Annotated in this window: 12 protein-coding genes; 8 read left to right on the top strand and 4 right to left on the bottom strand. The window is 56.9% G+C overall.

Annotation, left to right across the window (positions count from 1 at the left end; translation table 11 throughout):
• Nucleotides 1–49 precede the first annotated feature (49 nt).
• The 5 genes from ACR0K5_RS02150 to ACR0K5_RS02130 all read left to right on the top strand — a co-directional run bounded on the left by ACR0K5_RS02150 (nucleotide 50) and on the right by ACR0K5_RS02130 (nucleotide 4,631).
• Nucleotides 50–1,330, top strand: coding sequence for an ABC transporter substrate-binding protein (locus tag ACR0K5_RS02150; RefSeq protein ID WP_480628092.1), 1,281 nt, complete (start codon nucleotides 50–52; stop codon nucleotides 1,328–1,330).
• Nucleotides 1,331–1,395: 65 nt separating this feature from the next.
• Nucleotides 1,396–2,247, top strand: a complete 852-nt coding sequence (locus ACR0K5_RS02145) for a branched-chain amino acid ABC transporter permease (protein ID WP_480628091.1) — start codon at nucleotides 1,396–1,398, stop codon at nucleotides 2,245–2,247.
• A gap of 1 nt (nucleotide 2,248) precedes the next feature.
• On the top strand, nucleotides 2,249–3,196 hold the full coding sequence (locus ACR0K5_RS02140; protein WP_480628090.1) for a branched-chain amino acid ABC transporter permease: 948 nt from the start codon (nucleotides 2,249–2,251) through the stop codon (nucleotides 3,194–3,196).
• Complete coding sequence (locus ACR0K5_RS02135) at nucleotides 3,193–3,924, top strand: ABC transporter ATP-binding protein (protein WP_480628089.1); 732 nt, start codon at nucleotides 3,193–3,195, stop codon at nucleotides 3,922–3,924. Before ACR0K5_RS02140 ends, ACR0K5_RS02135 begins: the two co-directional genes overlap by 4 nt.
• Nucleotides 3,924–4,631, top strand: coding sequence for an ABC transporter ATP-binding protein (locus tag ACR0K5_RS02130; RefSeq protein WP_480628088.1), 708 nt, complete (start codon nucleotides 3,924–3,926; stop codon nucleotides 4,629–4,631). The genes ACR0K5_RS02135 and ACR0K5_RS02130 overlap by 1 nt, the downstream gene beginning before the upstream one ends.
• Nucleotides 4,632–4,693: 62 nt before the next feature.
• On the opposite strand, the gene ACR0K5_RS02125 is transcribed toward ACR0K5_RS02130, so the two are convergent.
• Entirely contained in the window at nucleotides 4,694–5,698 is a 1,005-nt protein-coding gene (locus ACR0K5_RS02125; protein ID WP_480628087.1) for an Ldh family oxidoreductase, read from the bottom strand.
• Nucleotides 5,699–5,729: 31 nt separating this feature from the next.
• Nucleotides 5,730–8,159, bottom strand: a complete 2,430-nt coding sequence (locus ACR0K5_RS02120) for a GcvT family protein (protein ID WP_480628086.1) — start codon at nucleotides 8,157–8,159, stop codon at nucleotides 5,730–5,732.
• Between the two features lie 317 nt (nucleotides 8,160–8,476).
• Here ACR0K5_RS02120 and xylB point away from each other — a divergent pair, with 317 nt between their 5' ends.
• Genes xylB through ACR0K5_RS02105 form a run of 3 tightly spaced genes read left to right on the top strand, consistent with a single transcriptional unit; the run spans nucleotide 8,477 to nucleotide 12,176 of the window.
• Nucleotides 8,477–9,934, top strand: a complete 1,458-nt coding sequence (xylB, locus tag ACR0K5_RS02115; protein ID WP_480628085.1) for a xylulokinase — start codon at nucleotides 8,477–8,479, stop codon at nucleotides 9,932–9,934.
• The gene (locus ACR0K5_RS02110) at nucleotides 9,934–10,881 is read left to right on the top strand and encodes an aldose epimerase family protein (RefSeq protein ID WP_480628084.1); all 948 of its coding nucleotides are present in this window, start codon (nucleotides 9,934–9,936) and stop codon (nucleotides 10,879–10,881) included. Before xylB ends, ACR0K5_RS02110 begins: the two co-directional genes overlap by 1 nt.
• Nucleotides 10,878–12,176, top strand: coding sequence for a cytochrome-c peroxidase (locus tag ACR0K5_RS02105; protein ID WP_480628083.1), 1,299 nt, complete (start codon nucleotides 10,878–10,880; stop codon nucleotides 12,174–12,176). The genes ACR0K5_RS02110 and ACR0K5_RS02105 overlap by 4 nt, the downstream gene beginning before the upstream one ends.
• Here ACR0K5_RS02105 and ACR0K5_RS02100 read toward each other — a convergent pair whose 3' ends face one another.
• Nucleotides 12,177–13,688 carry a CRTAC1 family protein gene (locus ACR0K5_RS02100; RefSeq protein ID WP_480628082.1) on the bottom strand — a complete coding sequence of 504 codons (1,512 nt, stop codon included), beginning with the start codon at nucleotides 13,686–13,688 and terminating at the stop codon, nucleotides 12,177–12,179. It abuts the gene before it with no gap.
• A complete protein-coding gene (locus ACR0K5_RS02095; protein ID WP_480628081.1) occupies nucleotides 13,678–14,895 on the bottom strand; it encodes an ROK family transcriptional regulator in 1,218 nt (405 codons plus the stop codon). Before ACR0K5_RS02095 ends, ACR0K5_RS02100 begins: the two co-directional genes overlap by 11 nt.
• Nucleotides 14,896–14,946 lie beyond the last annotated feature (51 nt).

Here is a 14,946-nt window from a genome sequence, read left to right as displayed (position 1 = left end):
TGTATACAGAATACAAGAAAGGCATAATAAGACACAGGGAGCTAATGTGATGATCAAGGCAGCGCTACTCAGCGGGACGTGCATCGCGCTCATGGCCTCGGCGGCCGGAGCGGAAATCAAGGTAGGATTTATCGGATCGCTTTCCTCGGACACCGGATTGTCGACCCTACGGGGGGCCGAAATTGCGATTGAAGAGCTCAACGCGAACGGCGGCGTGATGGGGGAGCAGATCACTCTGGTCTCGGCTGATACGGGACAGGATCCGACCGAAGGTATCAGGGCCTATGAATACCTCGCGGAAACGGAAGAGGTCGATTTCATCATCTCAGGCTCGATTGACGATGTATCGCTGGGCTGGTTGCCCCGGATGCAGGAATACCGGATTCCAACGCTGGACACCTGGACATCCTATATCGGGATCATCGACATGGTGGTCGAAGACCCTGACAGCATGGCGCCCTATTTCATGAACATCGCCTCAGACGAGGCGCTGGCCACGCTGTATATCAACTTTGGCGCGGATGTTCTGAAGGAAAAGATGGGTTGGGATTCTGTCGTCATCCTTGCCGAAGACACTGCCTTTGGTGAGGCGATAACCGGTCTGGTGACCGAGGCGCTGGCACCTGTTGCCGGCATCGAGGTCAAGGACATCATCACTTACGATGTTGCCACCGTCGATTTCGCACCGATCTTCAGCCGTGCACAGGACACTGGGGCCGATTTCATCTATCAGGTCTCGTCGGTGAACTCGCAGGTTGTGTCATCGCAATATGTGAAGCTTCAGGTGCCGATGGCAATGACGGGCGTGAACGTAGCAGCGCTGGGTATGGAATATTGGGAAGATACGGGCGGCGCAGGTGGCGGTATCTCGACCCTGTCTCCGATCCCGTCTGTTGGGTTCCGGCTTGATCCGGCCAGCCAGGAATTTGTCGATACCTATCAGGCCAAATATGACAGCCGCCCGCTGTTGCCTCATTTCAACGGTTTCAATGCCTATCATGGCCTGAAGCAGGCCATGGCCGCAGCCGAAGAGGCCGGTGGCTTCGAAAATGTCGAAGGCTGGGCCGGGGCGATGAAGAAACAGGATCTGGTTCTTGAACTGGATGGCCAGTTGTGGCTGCGCTACGCCTTCTGGGGTGACGACGAGGTGGAGCCCGTAACGGGCCGGACTTATCCGCACAATATCCGTTTCGATCTGTCCGAACCGTTTGACGATGCCGCGCCGTCCATGGTTGTGGTCCAGTGGTATGAAGACGGCACCGCCGCTGTTGTCTACCCCGAGAAATACGCGACGGGTGAATTCACTTTGCCAAGCTGGGTTAAGCAGTAACCTGTCCGTTCGCTTAGCTTGAATCGGGTGCGCGACGGCGCGCACCCGCAGCCAGGGATCCTTACATGTTGCAAATACTGATCCAGGGGCTTTTGCTCAGCGGTCTCTACGCGCTAATCGCCATGGGCTTCACGCTGATCTTCAGCATCGGGCGCGTCCTGAATCTGGCCTACGGTGCTTATCTGATGGTCGGCGGGTACATGTATTTCTGGGTGTCTCAGACGCTGGGAATGCCAAAACTGATGGGCGTTGCGGTGGCCGTCATACTGGGCGTTATGATGGGCGTTCTGAAATACCGCCTGATCGTCAAGACGCTGAAAGGGGATCACGTAGCGGTCGAGATTTCGACGCTGATCCTTGCTGTCGTGATACAGGCGGGGGTCGTTCTGGTTTTTGGCGATAGCAGCAAGATCCTCTTGCCGATTGTGCCGGGCGTGATCAACGTGGCAGGGGCATCCGTTACCTATAACATCCTGATCGCAACACTGATCAGTTGGGCCATTCTGTTGGGGCTCTATGCATTTGTCCGTCTGACTCATACGGGGCGGGCTATGCAGGCGGTGTCAATGGACGCCAAGGGGGCAGCGATTTCAGGGATCGATCCGGATCGGATCAACCTGATCACATGGGGTATATCAGGGGCACTGGGCGCGCTAGGTGGCGTGTTCTTTGCCAGTTATACGCAGCTATCGCCATCCATGTGGGTCGCGCCTCTGATCATCTCGGTGGCCGTCGTCATTGTGGGTGGTATCGGATCGATCATCGGTACGCTGGTCGTTGCCCATATCGTCGGATTTCTCGAAGTCATCGTGGTGGCAACGCTGGCGCCAGAACTGCGCGGCGTCTTCACCATGCTGCTGATCATCGGAGTGCTGGTGACCCGGCCGCAGGGCCTGTTTGGCCGCGAGGAGTTATAACATGGGGCTGCGCTGGTTTCACTTTGTCCTCTGGGGCGGCCTGATTGCGGGCATGTTGCTGCTGCCTCAAGTGGTTTCGAATGGCACACTGCGCACAATGATCTTTGCCAACTATCTGGCCATCTTCGCCATCAGTTGGGATGTGCTGTCAGGCCGAACGGGGTACGTGAGTTTCGGCCATCCTTTCCTGATCGGTATCGGGGCCTACACGACCGCGATCCTGACCAAGCGGTTTGACGTGCCGGTCGAAATTTCGATCCCTGTGGCCGTGTTGGTCACCATGATCGCGGGTCTTCTTGTGCTGCTCCCCGCCTTGCGCATTCGCGGCAGCTACTTTGCGCTGGTCACGTTGGCCTTCATGGAGTTGCTGTATCAGTTGGTTCAAGTGATCCGCCCGGATCTCACGGGCGGCACACGTGGTATGTCAGGGATACAAACACTCACACGCGGCGCGGCCAACGGGTATTACCTGTCCACGGCCCTGATGCTGAGCGTTGCAGTCAGCATGTGGCTATTGATGAAAACCCGGATTGGAACCGCCTTGGCCGCCATCGGAATGAATGAGGAAAGCGTTCGTGGTTCAGGTCTCAGCACCACTCGGCTCAAGGCGTTTGCATTCCTGACCAGCGCTCTTATCGCCGGGTTAGGTGGGGCGTTTTATGTCCATTATCTGGGCTCACTTGCGCCCCGCGCGCTGTTCGACATCAATTTCCTGTTCACCATCATCGTTGCGGCATTGCTGGGCGGAACATCGACCATCATCGGTCCGATGATTGGTGCCTTCTTTATGACCTTTCTGCTGGAATATCTGCGCCCGGTACTGCCGGGGGCCGAGCGGTATTTCGTCTACGGTGCCATCGCACTGCTTCTCTATATGTATCAGCCAAAGGGGCTGGTCGAACTTGTGCAACGCGGGTTTCATCGGCTTCGGAAAGGGGGGCTGGCATGACCGCTGCACTGGAAGTTTCTGGTCTGGTCAAGCGGTTTGGTGGTCTTGTGGCCACGAATGATCTGTCCTTTTCCTTGCAAGAAGGAGAGTCGCTGGGCCTGATCGGACCAAATGGTGCGGGCAAGACAACTGTCTTCAGTCAGATCATGGGTGAGCTGCGGCAGAACAGCGGTACAATCGAGCTGTTCGGGCAAGAGATCTCAGGCCTCTCGACGCCTCAGCGCATTCGTGCCGGGGTCAGCAGGACCTATCAGATCCCGCGTCCGTTCGGAGACATGAGTGTTGCAGAGAACATCCGGGTGGGCCTGATGCCGGACGACATCTGGCGCATGATCGTTTCGCGCCCGGATACGGAGCGGGAAAAAGAGTTGGCGCTGAGTGTCGGATTCTCGGAAGCGGATTTGAGCCGCTCACCCGCCGAACTGGCCATGGGTGATTTGCGCAAACTCGAAATGGCCCGCACAATGGCCACAGCACCGCGCGTCATGTTACTGGATGAGGTGTTTGCGGGTCTGACCGTCGGTGAAATCGCGCAGATTTCCTATCTCATACAATCCATGCGCAAGGGCGGGATGACTTTCCTGATCGTCAGCCATGACCTGCCCGCGCTGGAGCCGCTGATTGACCGCGCCATTGCCATCGAGAGGGGCACCATGATTGCCGAGGGTTCGTTCGGCGACGTGATGAACGACGCGGCCGTTCAGGCCTCGTATCTGGGGAGCGTCTGATGTCCTATCTGGAAATCGAGAACCTGTCCGCGTTTTACGGCAAGGCGCAGGCGTTGACCGATATATCGATCACGGTACAGCCCGGCGAGATTGTCGCTGTGGTGGGTCCGAACGGCGCAGGCAAATCCACCTTGTTGGACAGCATCATGGGCCTTGTGAAAACCGAGGGCGATATCCGGTTGCGGGGGCACAGCCTTGCTGGTCGGACACCTTCGGAAATTGTGCGCCATGGGGTGGGCTATGCGCCCGAGAGGTTCAACCTGTTTCCCTATATGTCGGTGCGCGACAATCTCATGGTGGGCGCGTTCACCGCTCGTGACGACATCGAAAGCAACCTTGAGATGGTGCACAAACTTTTTCCGCGTCTGGAAGAACGGGAAGGGCAAGAGACGTCGACCCAATCCGGCGGAGAAAGACAGATGGTGTCATTTGGCCGGGCCTTGATGACCAGTCCGGAACTGCTGCTTGTCGATGAGCCGACAATCGGACTTGCCCCGAAAATTTGTCACGAGATTGCCGAGGTTGTCCGTCAGCTGAACAAGGAATATGGCCTGACCGTTGTGATCACCGAACAGAACGCCAATTTCGCCCTGTCTCTTGCCAGCCGCATCTATGTGCTGGAGTCTGGACGCATGCAGACGTCGGGTACAGCCGATGAATTGCGGAATGACAAGCGCTTGCTTGAGGCCTATTTCGGGGGCCATTGAACCGCGTGGCGAGCAAGTCGGCAGGTGTCGCACAACTTATTCAGTAGCCGGTGTTTTAAGTTTCAGCTGAATGCGGCCAGAACCTCGGTACTCACTTCGATGCCGTGGGCTTCGGCAGCTGCCCGTTTTGCAAGGCGGCCGTCACCCGGAACGCGGGCGCTACCATTATCGGAAATCTCAGCGCAGATGCGCGTGACATAATCGTTGAAGGCCGCATTACCGAACCGGGTCGGATCAATCGCAATCAGCGTCGCACCGCCTTTGATATTCAAGGCACCGAAGGACTCGCGCTCTTCGTTGTTCACGGACAGGGTTCCTCCCGCCAGTGCGGCACCGAGCACCTCAACCATGAAGGCGATCGCAGCTCCCTTATGTTCTCCAAAAGGCAAAAGGCTGCGGGTTTCAAGAATAGCATTGGGGTCTGTGGAGGGCTCGCCCTGAGGATCAAGACCGGCAGGGCGAGGCAGGTCGTGCCCCTCGGCTGCGGCCATACGGATATCCATGAGGGCAACCATAGACGAGGCCTGATCCCAGACCACGGGCGCGTCGCCTTTGCGTGGGCAGGCAAATGACATGGGATTTGTGCCAAAAACCGGGCGAACTCCACCCTGCGGTACCACCATCGACAGCGAGTTGATCACGGCGAAGGCCACCAGACCGGCTTCGGCCAAGGGTTCGGTGTCAAACCGTAACGCACCAAGGTGATGGCAGTTTGCGCAAGTGAATGCCGCAATGCCGTTTTCCCGTGCCAACGCGATCAACGCCTCGCGAGCTTCTGCAGCTGCGACCTGATAATACCCGTTGTCGGCATCACAGCGCAGAACGCCTGGTGCAGCTTTTTCTATCTTGGGCTCCGCCTGGCCGTTGGCATATCCCGAGGTGAAGCTTTGGACATAGACGGGTAACATGCGCAATCCGTGGCTGCGCGGACCGTCCCGTTCAGACCGCGTGACGATATCCGCAAGAACATCACTGCCGCGTGAATCTACACCGGCAGAAACAAGAACCGATTTGGCCAAGGCCCGAACTTCAGCAAGAGAAAGCGTTTTTGTCGATTGTTCGGTCATCAGTTCAAGTCCAGCCTCTATGTCTTAGCGGTCAAGCACGCGCACGCGTGCTTGCGGGATCAACGGCACATGTATCGATGACCTCGGCGTCGCGCATTTCATTGTGGATCAGCACCTGCATCTTCGTGCCGGGCGCAGTCATGTCCTGTGGTACTAGTGCCATCGCAATGTCGTGGTTGCAATAATAAGAGAACCCGCCCGACGTTACGCGCCCAATCAGTTTTCCATGTGCGTATACGCCTTCGTCGAACATCACCGAAGTTTCACCAAAGGGCAATTTCAACGAGACCAACCGCTGGTGCCTGCCTTCTTCTGTCTGTTTCAGAAGCGCGGCTTTGCCTATGAAGTCGCGCCCTTCGGTCACCACAAACCGGTCGAGGCTGGCCTCATAGGGCGTCATATCCTTGCAAATTTCGCGATTTATGGCGCGATAGGATTTCTCAAGACGCATGGATTCCAGCGCCTCAAGCCCGAAGGGTTTCACCCCGGCTTTCAAAAGCAGGTCGACAAGATGGCGGTTGTAACCGACGGGATGATGCAGTTCCCACCCCAGCTCACCAGTATAAGACACGCGAAGCAGATGAACGCCCTTGGCATAACCCACTTCACCCATTTGCGCCGATAACCAGGGGAAGGTTTCGTTCGACAAGTCATTATCGGTCAACGGTTGCAGGATCTCGCGCGCCTTAGGACCCGCCAAAGCAATCACGCCCAATTGCTCTGAGATATCCTCGAGAATAACAGAGTGATCATTGGGCAGCAGGCGACGCAGTTGATCCCAGTTGTAGGCGCGCCAGTTCGGAGTCGAAATCAAATAGAAATCATTCTCGGCATAGCGGACGATCGTGTATTCCGCATCCATGCCACCTTTGGGGTTCAACAAAAGCGACAGAGTCATTCGGCCCACTTTAGGCAGCTTGTTCGCCATCAGGCCATCCAGCCAATCAGCGGCTCCCGGTCCGCGCACGGTAAACTTGGTCATCGGCGACATCTCGATGAACCCGGCCTCTTCACGGGTTGTGCGCACCTCTTCCTGAACGCGTTCCATGTGGTTGGTGCGGCGGAAGGAGTGTTCTGGAACAGCTTCCTCGGGTGACTTGGCGAACCAGCGCGGGAACTCATATCCGTTGAAGCTGGTCCAGACGGCGCCATGCGCAGTCAGCAGATCGTAGGACCCCATTGTTTTCATCGGGCGCGCGTCGGGGAAATCTTCACCGGGGATGTGCGCGTTCATGTGCGTGCCCCAAGTTTCGCGTACCTTGTCCATGGTCCACCGTTTGGACGCATAGTCCGAGAACCGACGCGGGTCGAGTTCCGACATATCCATCCCCGGATCGCCGTCGACAATCCAGCGGGCCAGGCGTTCCCCAACGGTACCACCCCACAAAATGCCTCCGGGCATGCCTTCGGCCAGCCACAGGTTTTCATGCCCCGGTGCGGGCCCGGCAAGCGGCAATTCGTCCGGCGTCATCTGGAATGGGCCGCGCGTGTTGGCCTTGATGCCCACCTCACCAAGTGTCGGCACCCGCTCGATGGCGCGTTCCCACTGAGCCTCGACCGCGTCAAAATCCTCGGGCAGCAGATCAGCGCCGAAGTCGGGCGGTACGCGATCTTCGGCGAACAGCTTGAGGTCTTTGGTGAACTCATACGGGCCGAACTGAATGCCGCCCACGTCTTCGCGCAGATACGCGCCGTAGTCCTCATCCCTCAGGATCGGGAACTCAGGCAAGCCTTGCGCGCGACGTTCCTTGAGCAGCGGAACGGTTTCAGTTGTCCAATACTGGTGAACGATTGGAATGCAAGGCAGATCCAGACCAACACGCCGCGCGTTTTCGCGGGCATAGTTTCCGGTCGCGAACACCAGATGCTCGCAGGTGATTTCACCCTGATTGGTTGTCACCTTCCAATGACCGTTTTCAAGCTTTTCATAGGCTTGCGCTTCGGTGTTCTGAAAGACTTTGGCACCAGCGTCCCGCGCCAGTTTCGCCATTGCCATGGTGATGTCGGCAGGGTTCACATAGCCGTCCTCGGTATGCAGGATGCCACCGCGAATATGTTCCGATTGGTTCAGGAGCGGGTGCACTTCGGCGATTTCCTCTGGCGTCAGAAGTTTGCAGGGCACACCGGCAGCTTCGGCAATCGAGATATAGGATTGGAACTCATCCCAACGTTCCTGAGTATTCGCCACGCGCAGCTGGCCCACTTTGCGCAACCCCACCGATGCGCCCATCTTCTTTTCGACTTCGGAATAGATGCGGATGGTTTCCATCGTCATCTTTGACACGTTGTGCGACCGCACAAAGGTGACGAGCAAACCCGCAGCATGCCAGGTAGAGCCAGAGGTCAGCGTCGTCCGTTCCAGCATGACTGCATCGGTGCAGCCGTTTTGTGTCAATCCATAAAGGATCGAAGCCCCAACGCATCCGCCGCCAACAACAACAACTTTGACATGTGGTTTCATTCGCCGAATCCCTTTTTGCGACCGATTTCCTTTTCGGGCGGACTGCCAGTATGAAATCAGTAAACTCAGAACTGCTTGAACTCTTTACGGGAAACCAGCGTCAGACAATTGGAAAAATTTTAGGGTCCGGCTTAGTTCAGTTAAACTTTGACCGGGCTTGTCGATGATTCTCGCGTTCTTTAGGGCTCTTCACGAAATTAAGTGCCATCTTTTGTTTCGTCTTGTTGTGTTAGCGCAAACTGCACTGATAAGGTCTGGCATAGTTCAAAGCGCCTAGTGGCGCCATCAGTCTGTGCTGCATATAGGGGGAGAAGCACGTGTACCTCGGTTTGGATTTGGGGACGTCAGGTCTTCGGGGAATTGTCGTTGGTGAAGATGGCAGCGTCGTGGCCGAGGCAGAGGCAGATGTCGCGACATCGACGCCGCACCCCGGCTGGTCGGAACAGGATCCGTCCGATTGGATAGAAGCTTGTCAAAAAGTCGTCGCCCGTCTGCGCGAGGTGAACGATGTCGCGTTTTCGGCAGTGCGAGGCGTTGGTCTGAGCGGGCACATGCATGGTGCTACATTGCTGGATCGGGATGGCAATGTGCTGCGGCCCTGTATCCTTTGGAACGATACGAGATCTGCAAAGGAAGCTGCGGAACTGGATGGTCTGCCTTCAATGCGCTCAATCACCGGGAATATCGTTTTTCCGGGTTTCACTGCCCCCAAGCTGGAGTGGGTGCGTTGGCATGAACCTGACGTGTTTGCAAAGACATCCAAAGTTTTGCTTCCGAAAGACTATCTGCGTTTCTGGCTCACCGGTTCCTGTGTCAGCGACATGTCCGACAGCGCTGGTACGGCGTGGTTGGACGTTGGAAAACGAGAATGGTCAGACACCGCGCTGGACCTGAGCCACATGCGCCGGGACCAGATGCCCGAACTGGTTGAGGGCAGCGCGGCCGGTGGAGAGCTTCGGTCTGAGATATTGCAGCAATGGGGCCTAGCCGGGCCCGTCGTGGTTGCCGGCGGGGCAGGCGATAATGCAGCGGCAGCCTGCGGCATCGGAAGCATTGGTGAGGGCAGCGGATTTCTTTCCTTGGGGACGTCTGGTGTGCTGCTGGTCGCGAAGGAAAGCTATGCGCCTGCGCCGGAAACGGCTGTTCATTGTTTCTGTCATGCGGTGCCGGATCGCTGGATTCAAATGGGTGTGATTTTGTCGGCCACCAACAGTCTCAACTGGCTGTCCCGTCACCTCGGCCAACCCGTCGGCGCGCTGGCGTCGGCCCTGCCGGATAGGGTGGAGGGGCCATCCAAGATCACCTTCCTGCCATACCTGTCCGGGGAACGGACGCCTCATAACGACAGCGCCATACGAGGAGCGTTCCTGGGGCTGGATATAGCGTCGGAACCCGCCAATTTGACGCAATCCGTGATGGAGGGGGTTTCCTTTGCCATGCGCGATTGTCTTGAAGCGCTCAAGAACACGGGCACCAAACCCGAAAGTCTGCTGGTTGTCGGTGGCGGCGCGCGGTCGCGCTTTTGGCTGGAAACGCTGGCGACGGTTCTGAACATGCCGCTTGCTCTGCCCAAAGGGAGCGAGTTCGGCGCAGCCATCGGCGCAGCACGTCTAGCCGCCTGCGCGGTAAATGGCGACAACCCCAAGGACGTAATGCTATCCCCTGAAGTTGCTGAGCGTGTTGAACCACGCGCCGAGCTGTCCGACGCTTATGAGGCCGAATATCAGCGGTATCGGCAGTACTACACTGCTCTGTCCCCCCTTGCTGCCCGATGATGGCTGATTTCAAATCCATAGCTATCGATCAGGTCTTACTTCAAGACGGTGACATGTCCGTTTCGGTATTGAGCTATGGTGCAATCACGCAGGGATGGTGGCTTGGCGAAACCCCTTTGATATTGGGCTACGAGAATCCGCGGGAATACCTGTCGGATCCGTTTTATCTTGGTGCGATTGTAGGGCGAGTGGCCAACCGTATCGGCGGGGCGCAGTTTACATTGCTGGGGGGCGACCATCATCTGACGGGAAATGAGGGGCCGACGACACTGCACGGCGGTCCGGGTGGGCTATCACACCAACACTGGAGTATCGTGAAAAACGCACCAAATCAGGCTGTTCTGTCCTTCACCTCGCCTGATGGTTCAGGTGGGTTTCCCGGAGAGGTCAAGTTTGAGCTGCGTGTCGAACTGGCATATCCACGCCTGACTTACACGATCACGGCGCGACCGGATCGCCCTACACCGATCAGCATTGCCCAGCACAATTATTACACTCTGGGCTGCCCGCAGGGTATTCTGAGCTGCCGTCTTAAGCTGAAGTCGCACCGGGTGTTGGAGTTGGACGAGCTATCGGTTCCATCCGGCGTGGTGACCGGTGCCGGGCATGGGGTGCCGGATTTCTCGTTGCCGCGCACCATTGATGAGGACGGGCATGAACTGGACCATTATTTTGTGTTTGATGAGGTCGCGAACCTAGCCCATCCTGTTGCTGAGGTCGAAACTCCTTCGGGGTTGAGGATGAATGTCTACTCGGACCAACCCGGCGCACAGGTCTATTCTGCGGCTCATCTGTCGGGTCCATTCATGCCGGGCGCGGGGCTTTGCATTGAACCCTCAGGATATCCGAACGCCGTTAATATCCCTTCGTTCCCATCCGTCATCCACACGCCGGACAACTCGTATCAACAAACACTGACACTGGAAATTTCAGAGGATCGATCATGAGGATTCGAGTCGCAACGAGTGCTGTAGGCATCTGGCTGACGCTTTCAGTTGCCCAGGCGCAAGACCTTGGACAGCAACCCGAATTTGTCGAACCGGACATTTCCAATGTAGAATTGGGGCAACTGCTGTTTTACGACCCGATCCTTTCAGGGAACAAGAACATCAGTTGCGCTACCTGTCATCATCCGAAACTGGGAACGTCAGACGGGCTCTCGCTGGGGATCGGTGAGGGTGGATCGGGGCTGGGGGGCAAGCGCAAGCTCGCCCAAGACAACACGCCCGAGCAGCGTATTCCCCGGAACTCTCCCGCGATGTGGAACCTTGGGGCGCTGGAATTTACGACCTTCTTCCATGACGGCCGTCTCGAGGCAGATCCGTCGCAGCCGAATGGTATCAGAACCCCGTTGGGAACGCATATGAGGCCCGGGTTCCAGTCCGCATTGGCGGCACAGGCGATGTTCCCGGTACTATCACCCGATGAAATGGCAGGGCATTATTCGGAAAACGAAGTGAGTAAAGCCGTACGCCTTGGCTTGCTGACCCAGGAGGGTGGTGCCTGGGATCTGATCGCTGCGCGCGTGGCCGCAATACCGGAGTATCAAAGGCATTTTGAAGAGGTCGCGCCCGGCGAAGACATCACCTTTACCGCCATCGCCAATGTCATTGCTGATTTCATTGCGTTCGAATGGCGAGCTGACAACAGCCTCTTTGACCGAGCGATGCGGGGCGAAGAAACGCTGCCCGATCAGGCGCAACTGGGGATGGAGCTGTTTTACGGAGAGGCGGGGTGCAGCACTTGCCATTCCGGATGGTTCCAGACCGATCACAGTTTCCATTCCATCGCCATGCCTCAAATCGGCCCCGGAAAAGCGGCGCGTTTCGAAAACCATGTTCGGGATGACGGGCGAATGCGCGTCACGGGTGATACAAAGGACGCCTTTGCGTTTCGCACACCTTCACTGCGCAACGTGACCCTGACGGCGCCATATGGCCACAGCGGGGCTTACGCGCGGCTTGAAGATGTTGTGCGTCATCACCTGGATCCGGTTACCGCATTGCGGAGTTACTCAATCGACAAGGCTGATCTGCCCGATTTTTTCGGGGCAGAGGACCAAAAGGCTTTGTTGGACCTTCAGCATATCGACGCTATCGCGGCGTCAAACGATTTGGCGCCGATCAGCCTGAGTGATGATGAAGTTGATGCCATTCTGAGTTTCCTGAACACCCTGGAAGACCCGGCAGTGCGCCTGGGTGTTCCCCAATCAGTTCCCAGTGGGTTGCCAGTGGATCAGTGATCAACGGTGGAGGCGGATCACCTGATTGGCGTTTACCGTCTGCCATACACCAGTTTCACCGTCAGGCCAGATCACCCTTATGTTTACGGTTTTGGCATCTCCCAGGCCAAAGTGGTGGACTCCAGAAATCCCGCTGGCATGTCCGCCGCCGACGGTAACTTCGCGGGTTTGAACGCCCTCGGCCGTCCTGATCTCGATAAAACTGCCGACCGCCGCTTGATTTGGATGGTTCTGACTAAGTTCAACCATGAGCCAGTTGCCGGACGTCGGTTCATTCTGAAAAACCTCAAGGTCCGAACCACGATTGACCACCACCAAATCCAGCCATCCATCCCCGTTGAAATCCGCCAAAGCTCCACCACGAGATTTTGCCATGGACGCGACACCAGCATCTGATGCCGTTTCGACAAACTGACCGCCTTCGGTCTGCATCAAAAGGTTGTTGGGATCGGTTTGGGCCGCATCAGGCATCTGTTCCACATTGCCTTTGGCCACAAATATGTCGTCCAGACCGTCGTTATTGACGTCTCCGAACTGCGCGTGCCAGCCGGTTGAGGGGCGGCCGTCCTCACCGGTGTGCGGCCTGTGCGCCGTAGTGCCGCGATCATAGGTTGCATCCCGCCATGTCGGCCCGTCCGATGCGGGATCGAATATCTGGAATTTCTGGTCGCCCATCGACGTCAGATAAACATCTGGAAATCCGTCACCAGTCAAATCCCGCGAGGCGATCCCCATACCCCAGATCGAGTAGGGCAGCCATCCGTCTTCCGCCCCGTACAGGCGCGGGGTGTCTTCCATGGCCCATAATTGCTCTTGCCCGCCGCGCACATAGTAATGGCGATCATTGCTGACACGCAGATCCGCACGGCCCGTACGCGCCCAGTCGGAAAACAGAATGGACAAGGAGCAATGACCGGGATTCAAGTGGACTGGATCGCCATATCCTGCGCCTTCCGGTCTATACAGCAGAGTTGGCCCGCAAGCTTCAAAAGGTCCGTCCGGATTGCCGCGGTCGACATAGGTCCCAAAGGCAAGCGTCGGCAGGGTTTGCCCGCTTTCCCAAGTCGCGGAAAAGCCGGTTGTCCAATGGTCCTGAGACTGAAATTTCAGCGTTTCGAACGGCTCGAACGCGCAGTCCGGTTTGCCGCGCAGCAAGAGGTCTTTGCCCACCCGCAGAACCGCAAGGTCCAATAGCCCATCGCCATCAATGTCCAATGGGTATGCACCGGTCACACCGGTCAGCGACATCTGGCTTGGCGTGTCTGCATGAAAACTGACCGTCGCGTCGGATGTATTGATAAACAGTTGCGCGGGGTTTGATCCGCCAGCGACAAACAGTTCAGGTTGATCGTCGCCGTTACAGTCGAAAACGGCGACGCCTCCTCCGACGAAGTGTTCCCAGCCACCGTCATAGACATGGCTGGGGATTTCGACGCTTTGAAAACGTGGGGGCAGGGTGTCTGCTATTGCGGGCGAAGCCGCGGCAAACAGGATCGCAATGTTAGTTCGCATGAGCTGCTAATTCCCTGACTTTCAGGATTGAGACTTGTTCAATCCCATAGGCCGCCGCGCCCTTGGCCCACATTGAATCGCCCCAATGGTTCACTTTGATTTCGGGCAAGGGCGCGTCAACGCTAACTACACCATTTTGGACACGGGTCATCACCTCTTCTGAGTACAGGTAGTCAAAGCTGCCTCTGGCACCAGACAGGATAATGCACTCGGGGTCGAACAGATTGATCAGGTTCGAAATCCCCATACCGAACATCTGACCCGCGCGGGCCAGAACGGAAATGGATCGGGCGTCTCCAACCTTTGCTGCTGCGAGTATGTCAACAAGAGTGCGGGGATCAGTCGCCTGGCTGGCAATGGTCGCTTCGCGTATCAGGGCGTATTCGCCCACGTAGGCTTCCAGGCATCCGCGTTGACCGCACTGACACAAAGCACCATCCAACTGAACTTTGAGGTGCCCGAATTCTGCGCCGCATCCGCGTTCGCCGCGATAGAGTTTGCCATCCAGCACGATGCCAAGACCGATACCGTGCTCGATCGTCACAACCAAAAAGTTCTTCAGCCCCTTACCCAGTCCGAATAGCTGTTCCGCCTTTGCGACCAGATTGGCGTCGTTTTCGATGAACGCAGGGCAGGGGAGCGCCTTGGACAACAGCTGACTCAGATCCACATTTCGTTCCGTCAGAGAAGACGACCAATGCACGAAATTCTGTTCTGCATCTATAAGACCGGCGATACCGATGCAGACACCGGACAAATCTGCGAGGGATCGGTTTGCTGAACCGCAAGCCTGTTCAAGAACGGTGCGGATCTTCTTGGCGAACGCGTCCGGGGCCATACGAGCCTCATCCAACGGATGCGTGTACGAAGTGATTTCGGTTCCTTCGAAATCCACAAGAATGACTGAAATTTGCTGCCGGGCAACCTTCACACCAGCTATCATATTCGACGCGCCATGTAGTTTTAGCAGCACGCGTGGTCTGCCGCGACGTGCCGACTTCGAAGGCGTTTCGCCGTCTATTTCCTGAATAAGACCGGCGGATAACAGATCAGCGGTAGCGGAAGTGATCGTTGCGGGGCTGGTCTCCAGAGCGCTGGCGATGTCGATTCGCGAAATGGTTCCCTTGGCCCGGATTTTTTCCAATACGCGCAGGCGAGTGATGTTTCTTTGGTCCGTGGCATTTGAAGAAGCTTTGCTTTTCAGCATCTTGCCCTCGCGAATCTGATCCCTGCTTCAACCTAGGCGGTTTTTTCCGTT

The sequence above is a fragment of the Ruegeria sp. AB9 genome (assembly GCF_056542585.1).
The sequence above is the reverse complement of the archived record's forward strand: the minus strand, read 5'-3'. Positions and strand labels throughout refer to the sequence as shown.

What these genes read in the sequence shown, in the direction of transcription:
- ACR0K5_RS02130 (WP_480628088.1), top strand. Translation starts at nt 3,924, where the DNA reads ATGTCCTATCTGGAAATCGAGAACCTGTCCGCGTTTTACGGCAAGGCG.
- ACR0K5_RS02095 (WP_480628081.1), bottom strand. Translation starts at nt 14,895, where the DNA reads ATGCTGAAAAGCAAAGCTTCTTCAAATGCCACGGACCAAAGAAACATC.
- ACR0K5_RS02135 (WP_480628089.1), top strand. Translation starts at nt 3,193, where the DNA reads ATGACCGCTGCACTGGAAGTTTCTGGTCTGGTCAAGCGGTTTGGTGGT.
- ACR0K5_RS02105 (WP_480628083.1), top strand. Translation starts at nt 10,878, where the DNA reads ATGAGGATTCGAGTCGCAACGAGTGCTGTAGGCATCTGGCTGACGCTT.
- ACR0K5_RS02110 (WP_480628084.1), top strand. Translation starts at nt 9,934, where the DNA reads ATGGCTGATTTCAAATCCATAGCTATCGATCAGGTCTTACTTCAAGAC.
- ACR0K5_RS02145 (WP_480628091.1), top strand. Translation starts at nt 1,396, where the DNA reads ATGTTGCAAATACTGATCCAGGGGCTTTTGCTCAGCGGTCTCTACGCG.
- ACR0K5_RS02125 (WP_480628087.1), bottom strand. Translation starts at nt 5,698, where the DNA reads ATGACCGAACAATCGACAAAAACGCTTTCTCTTGCTGAAGTTCGGGCC.
- ACR0K5_RS02150 (WP_480628092.1), top strand. Translation starts at nt 50, where the DNA reads ATGATCAAGGCAGCGCTACTCAGCGGGACGTGCATCGCGCTCATGGCC.
- ACR0K5_RS02140 (WP_480628090.1), top strand. Translation starts at nt 2,249, where the DNA reads ATGGGGCTGCGCTGGTTTCACTTTGTCCTCTGGGGCGGCCTGATTGCG.
- ACR0K5_RS02120 (WP_480628086.1), bottom strand. Translation starts at nt 8,159, where the DNA reads ATGAAACCACATGTCAAAGTTGTTGTTGTTGGCGGCGGATGCGTTGGG.
- ACR0K5_RS02100 (WP_480628082.1), bottom strand. Translation starts at nt 13,688, where the DNA reads ATGCGAACTAACATTGCGATCCTGTTTGCCGCGGCTTCGCCCGCAATA.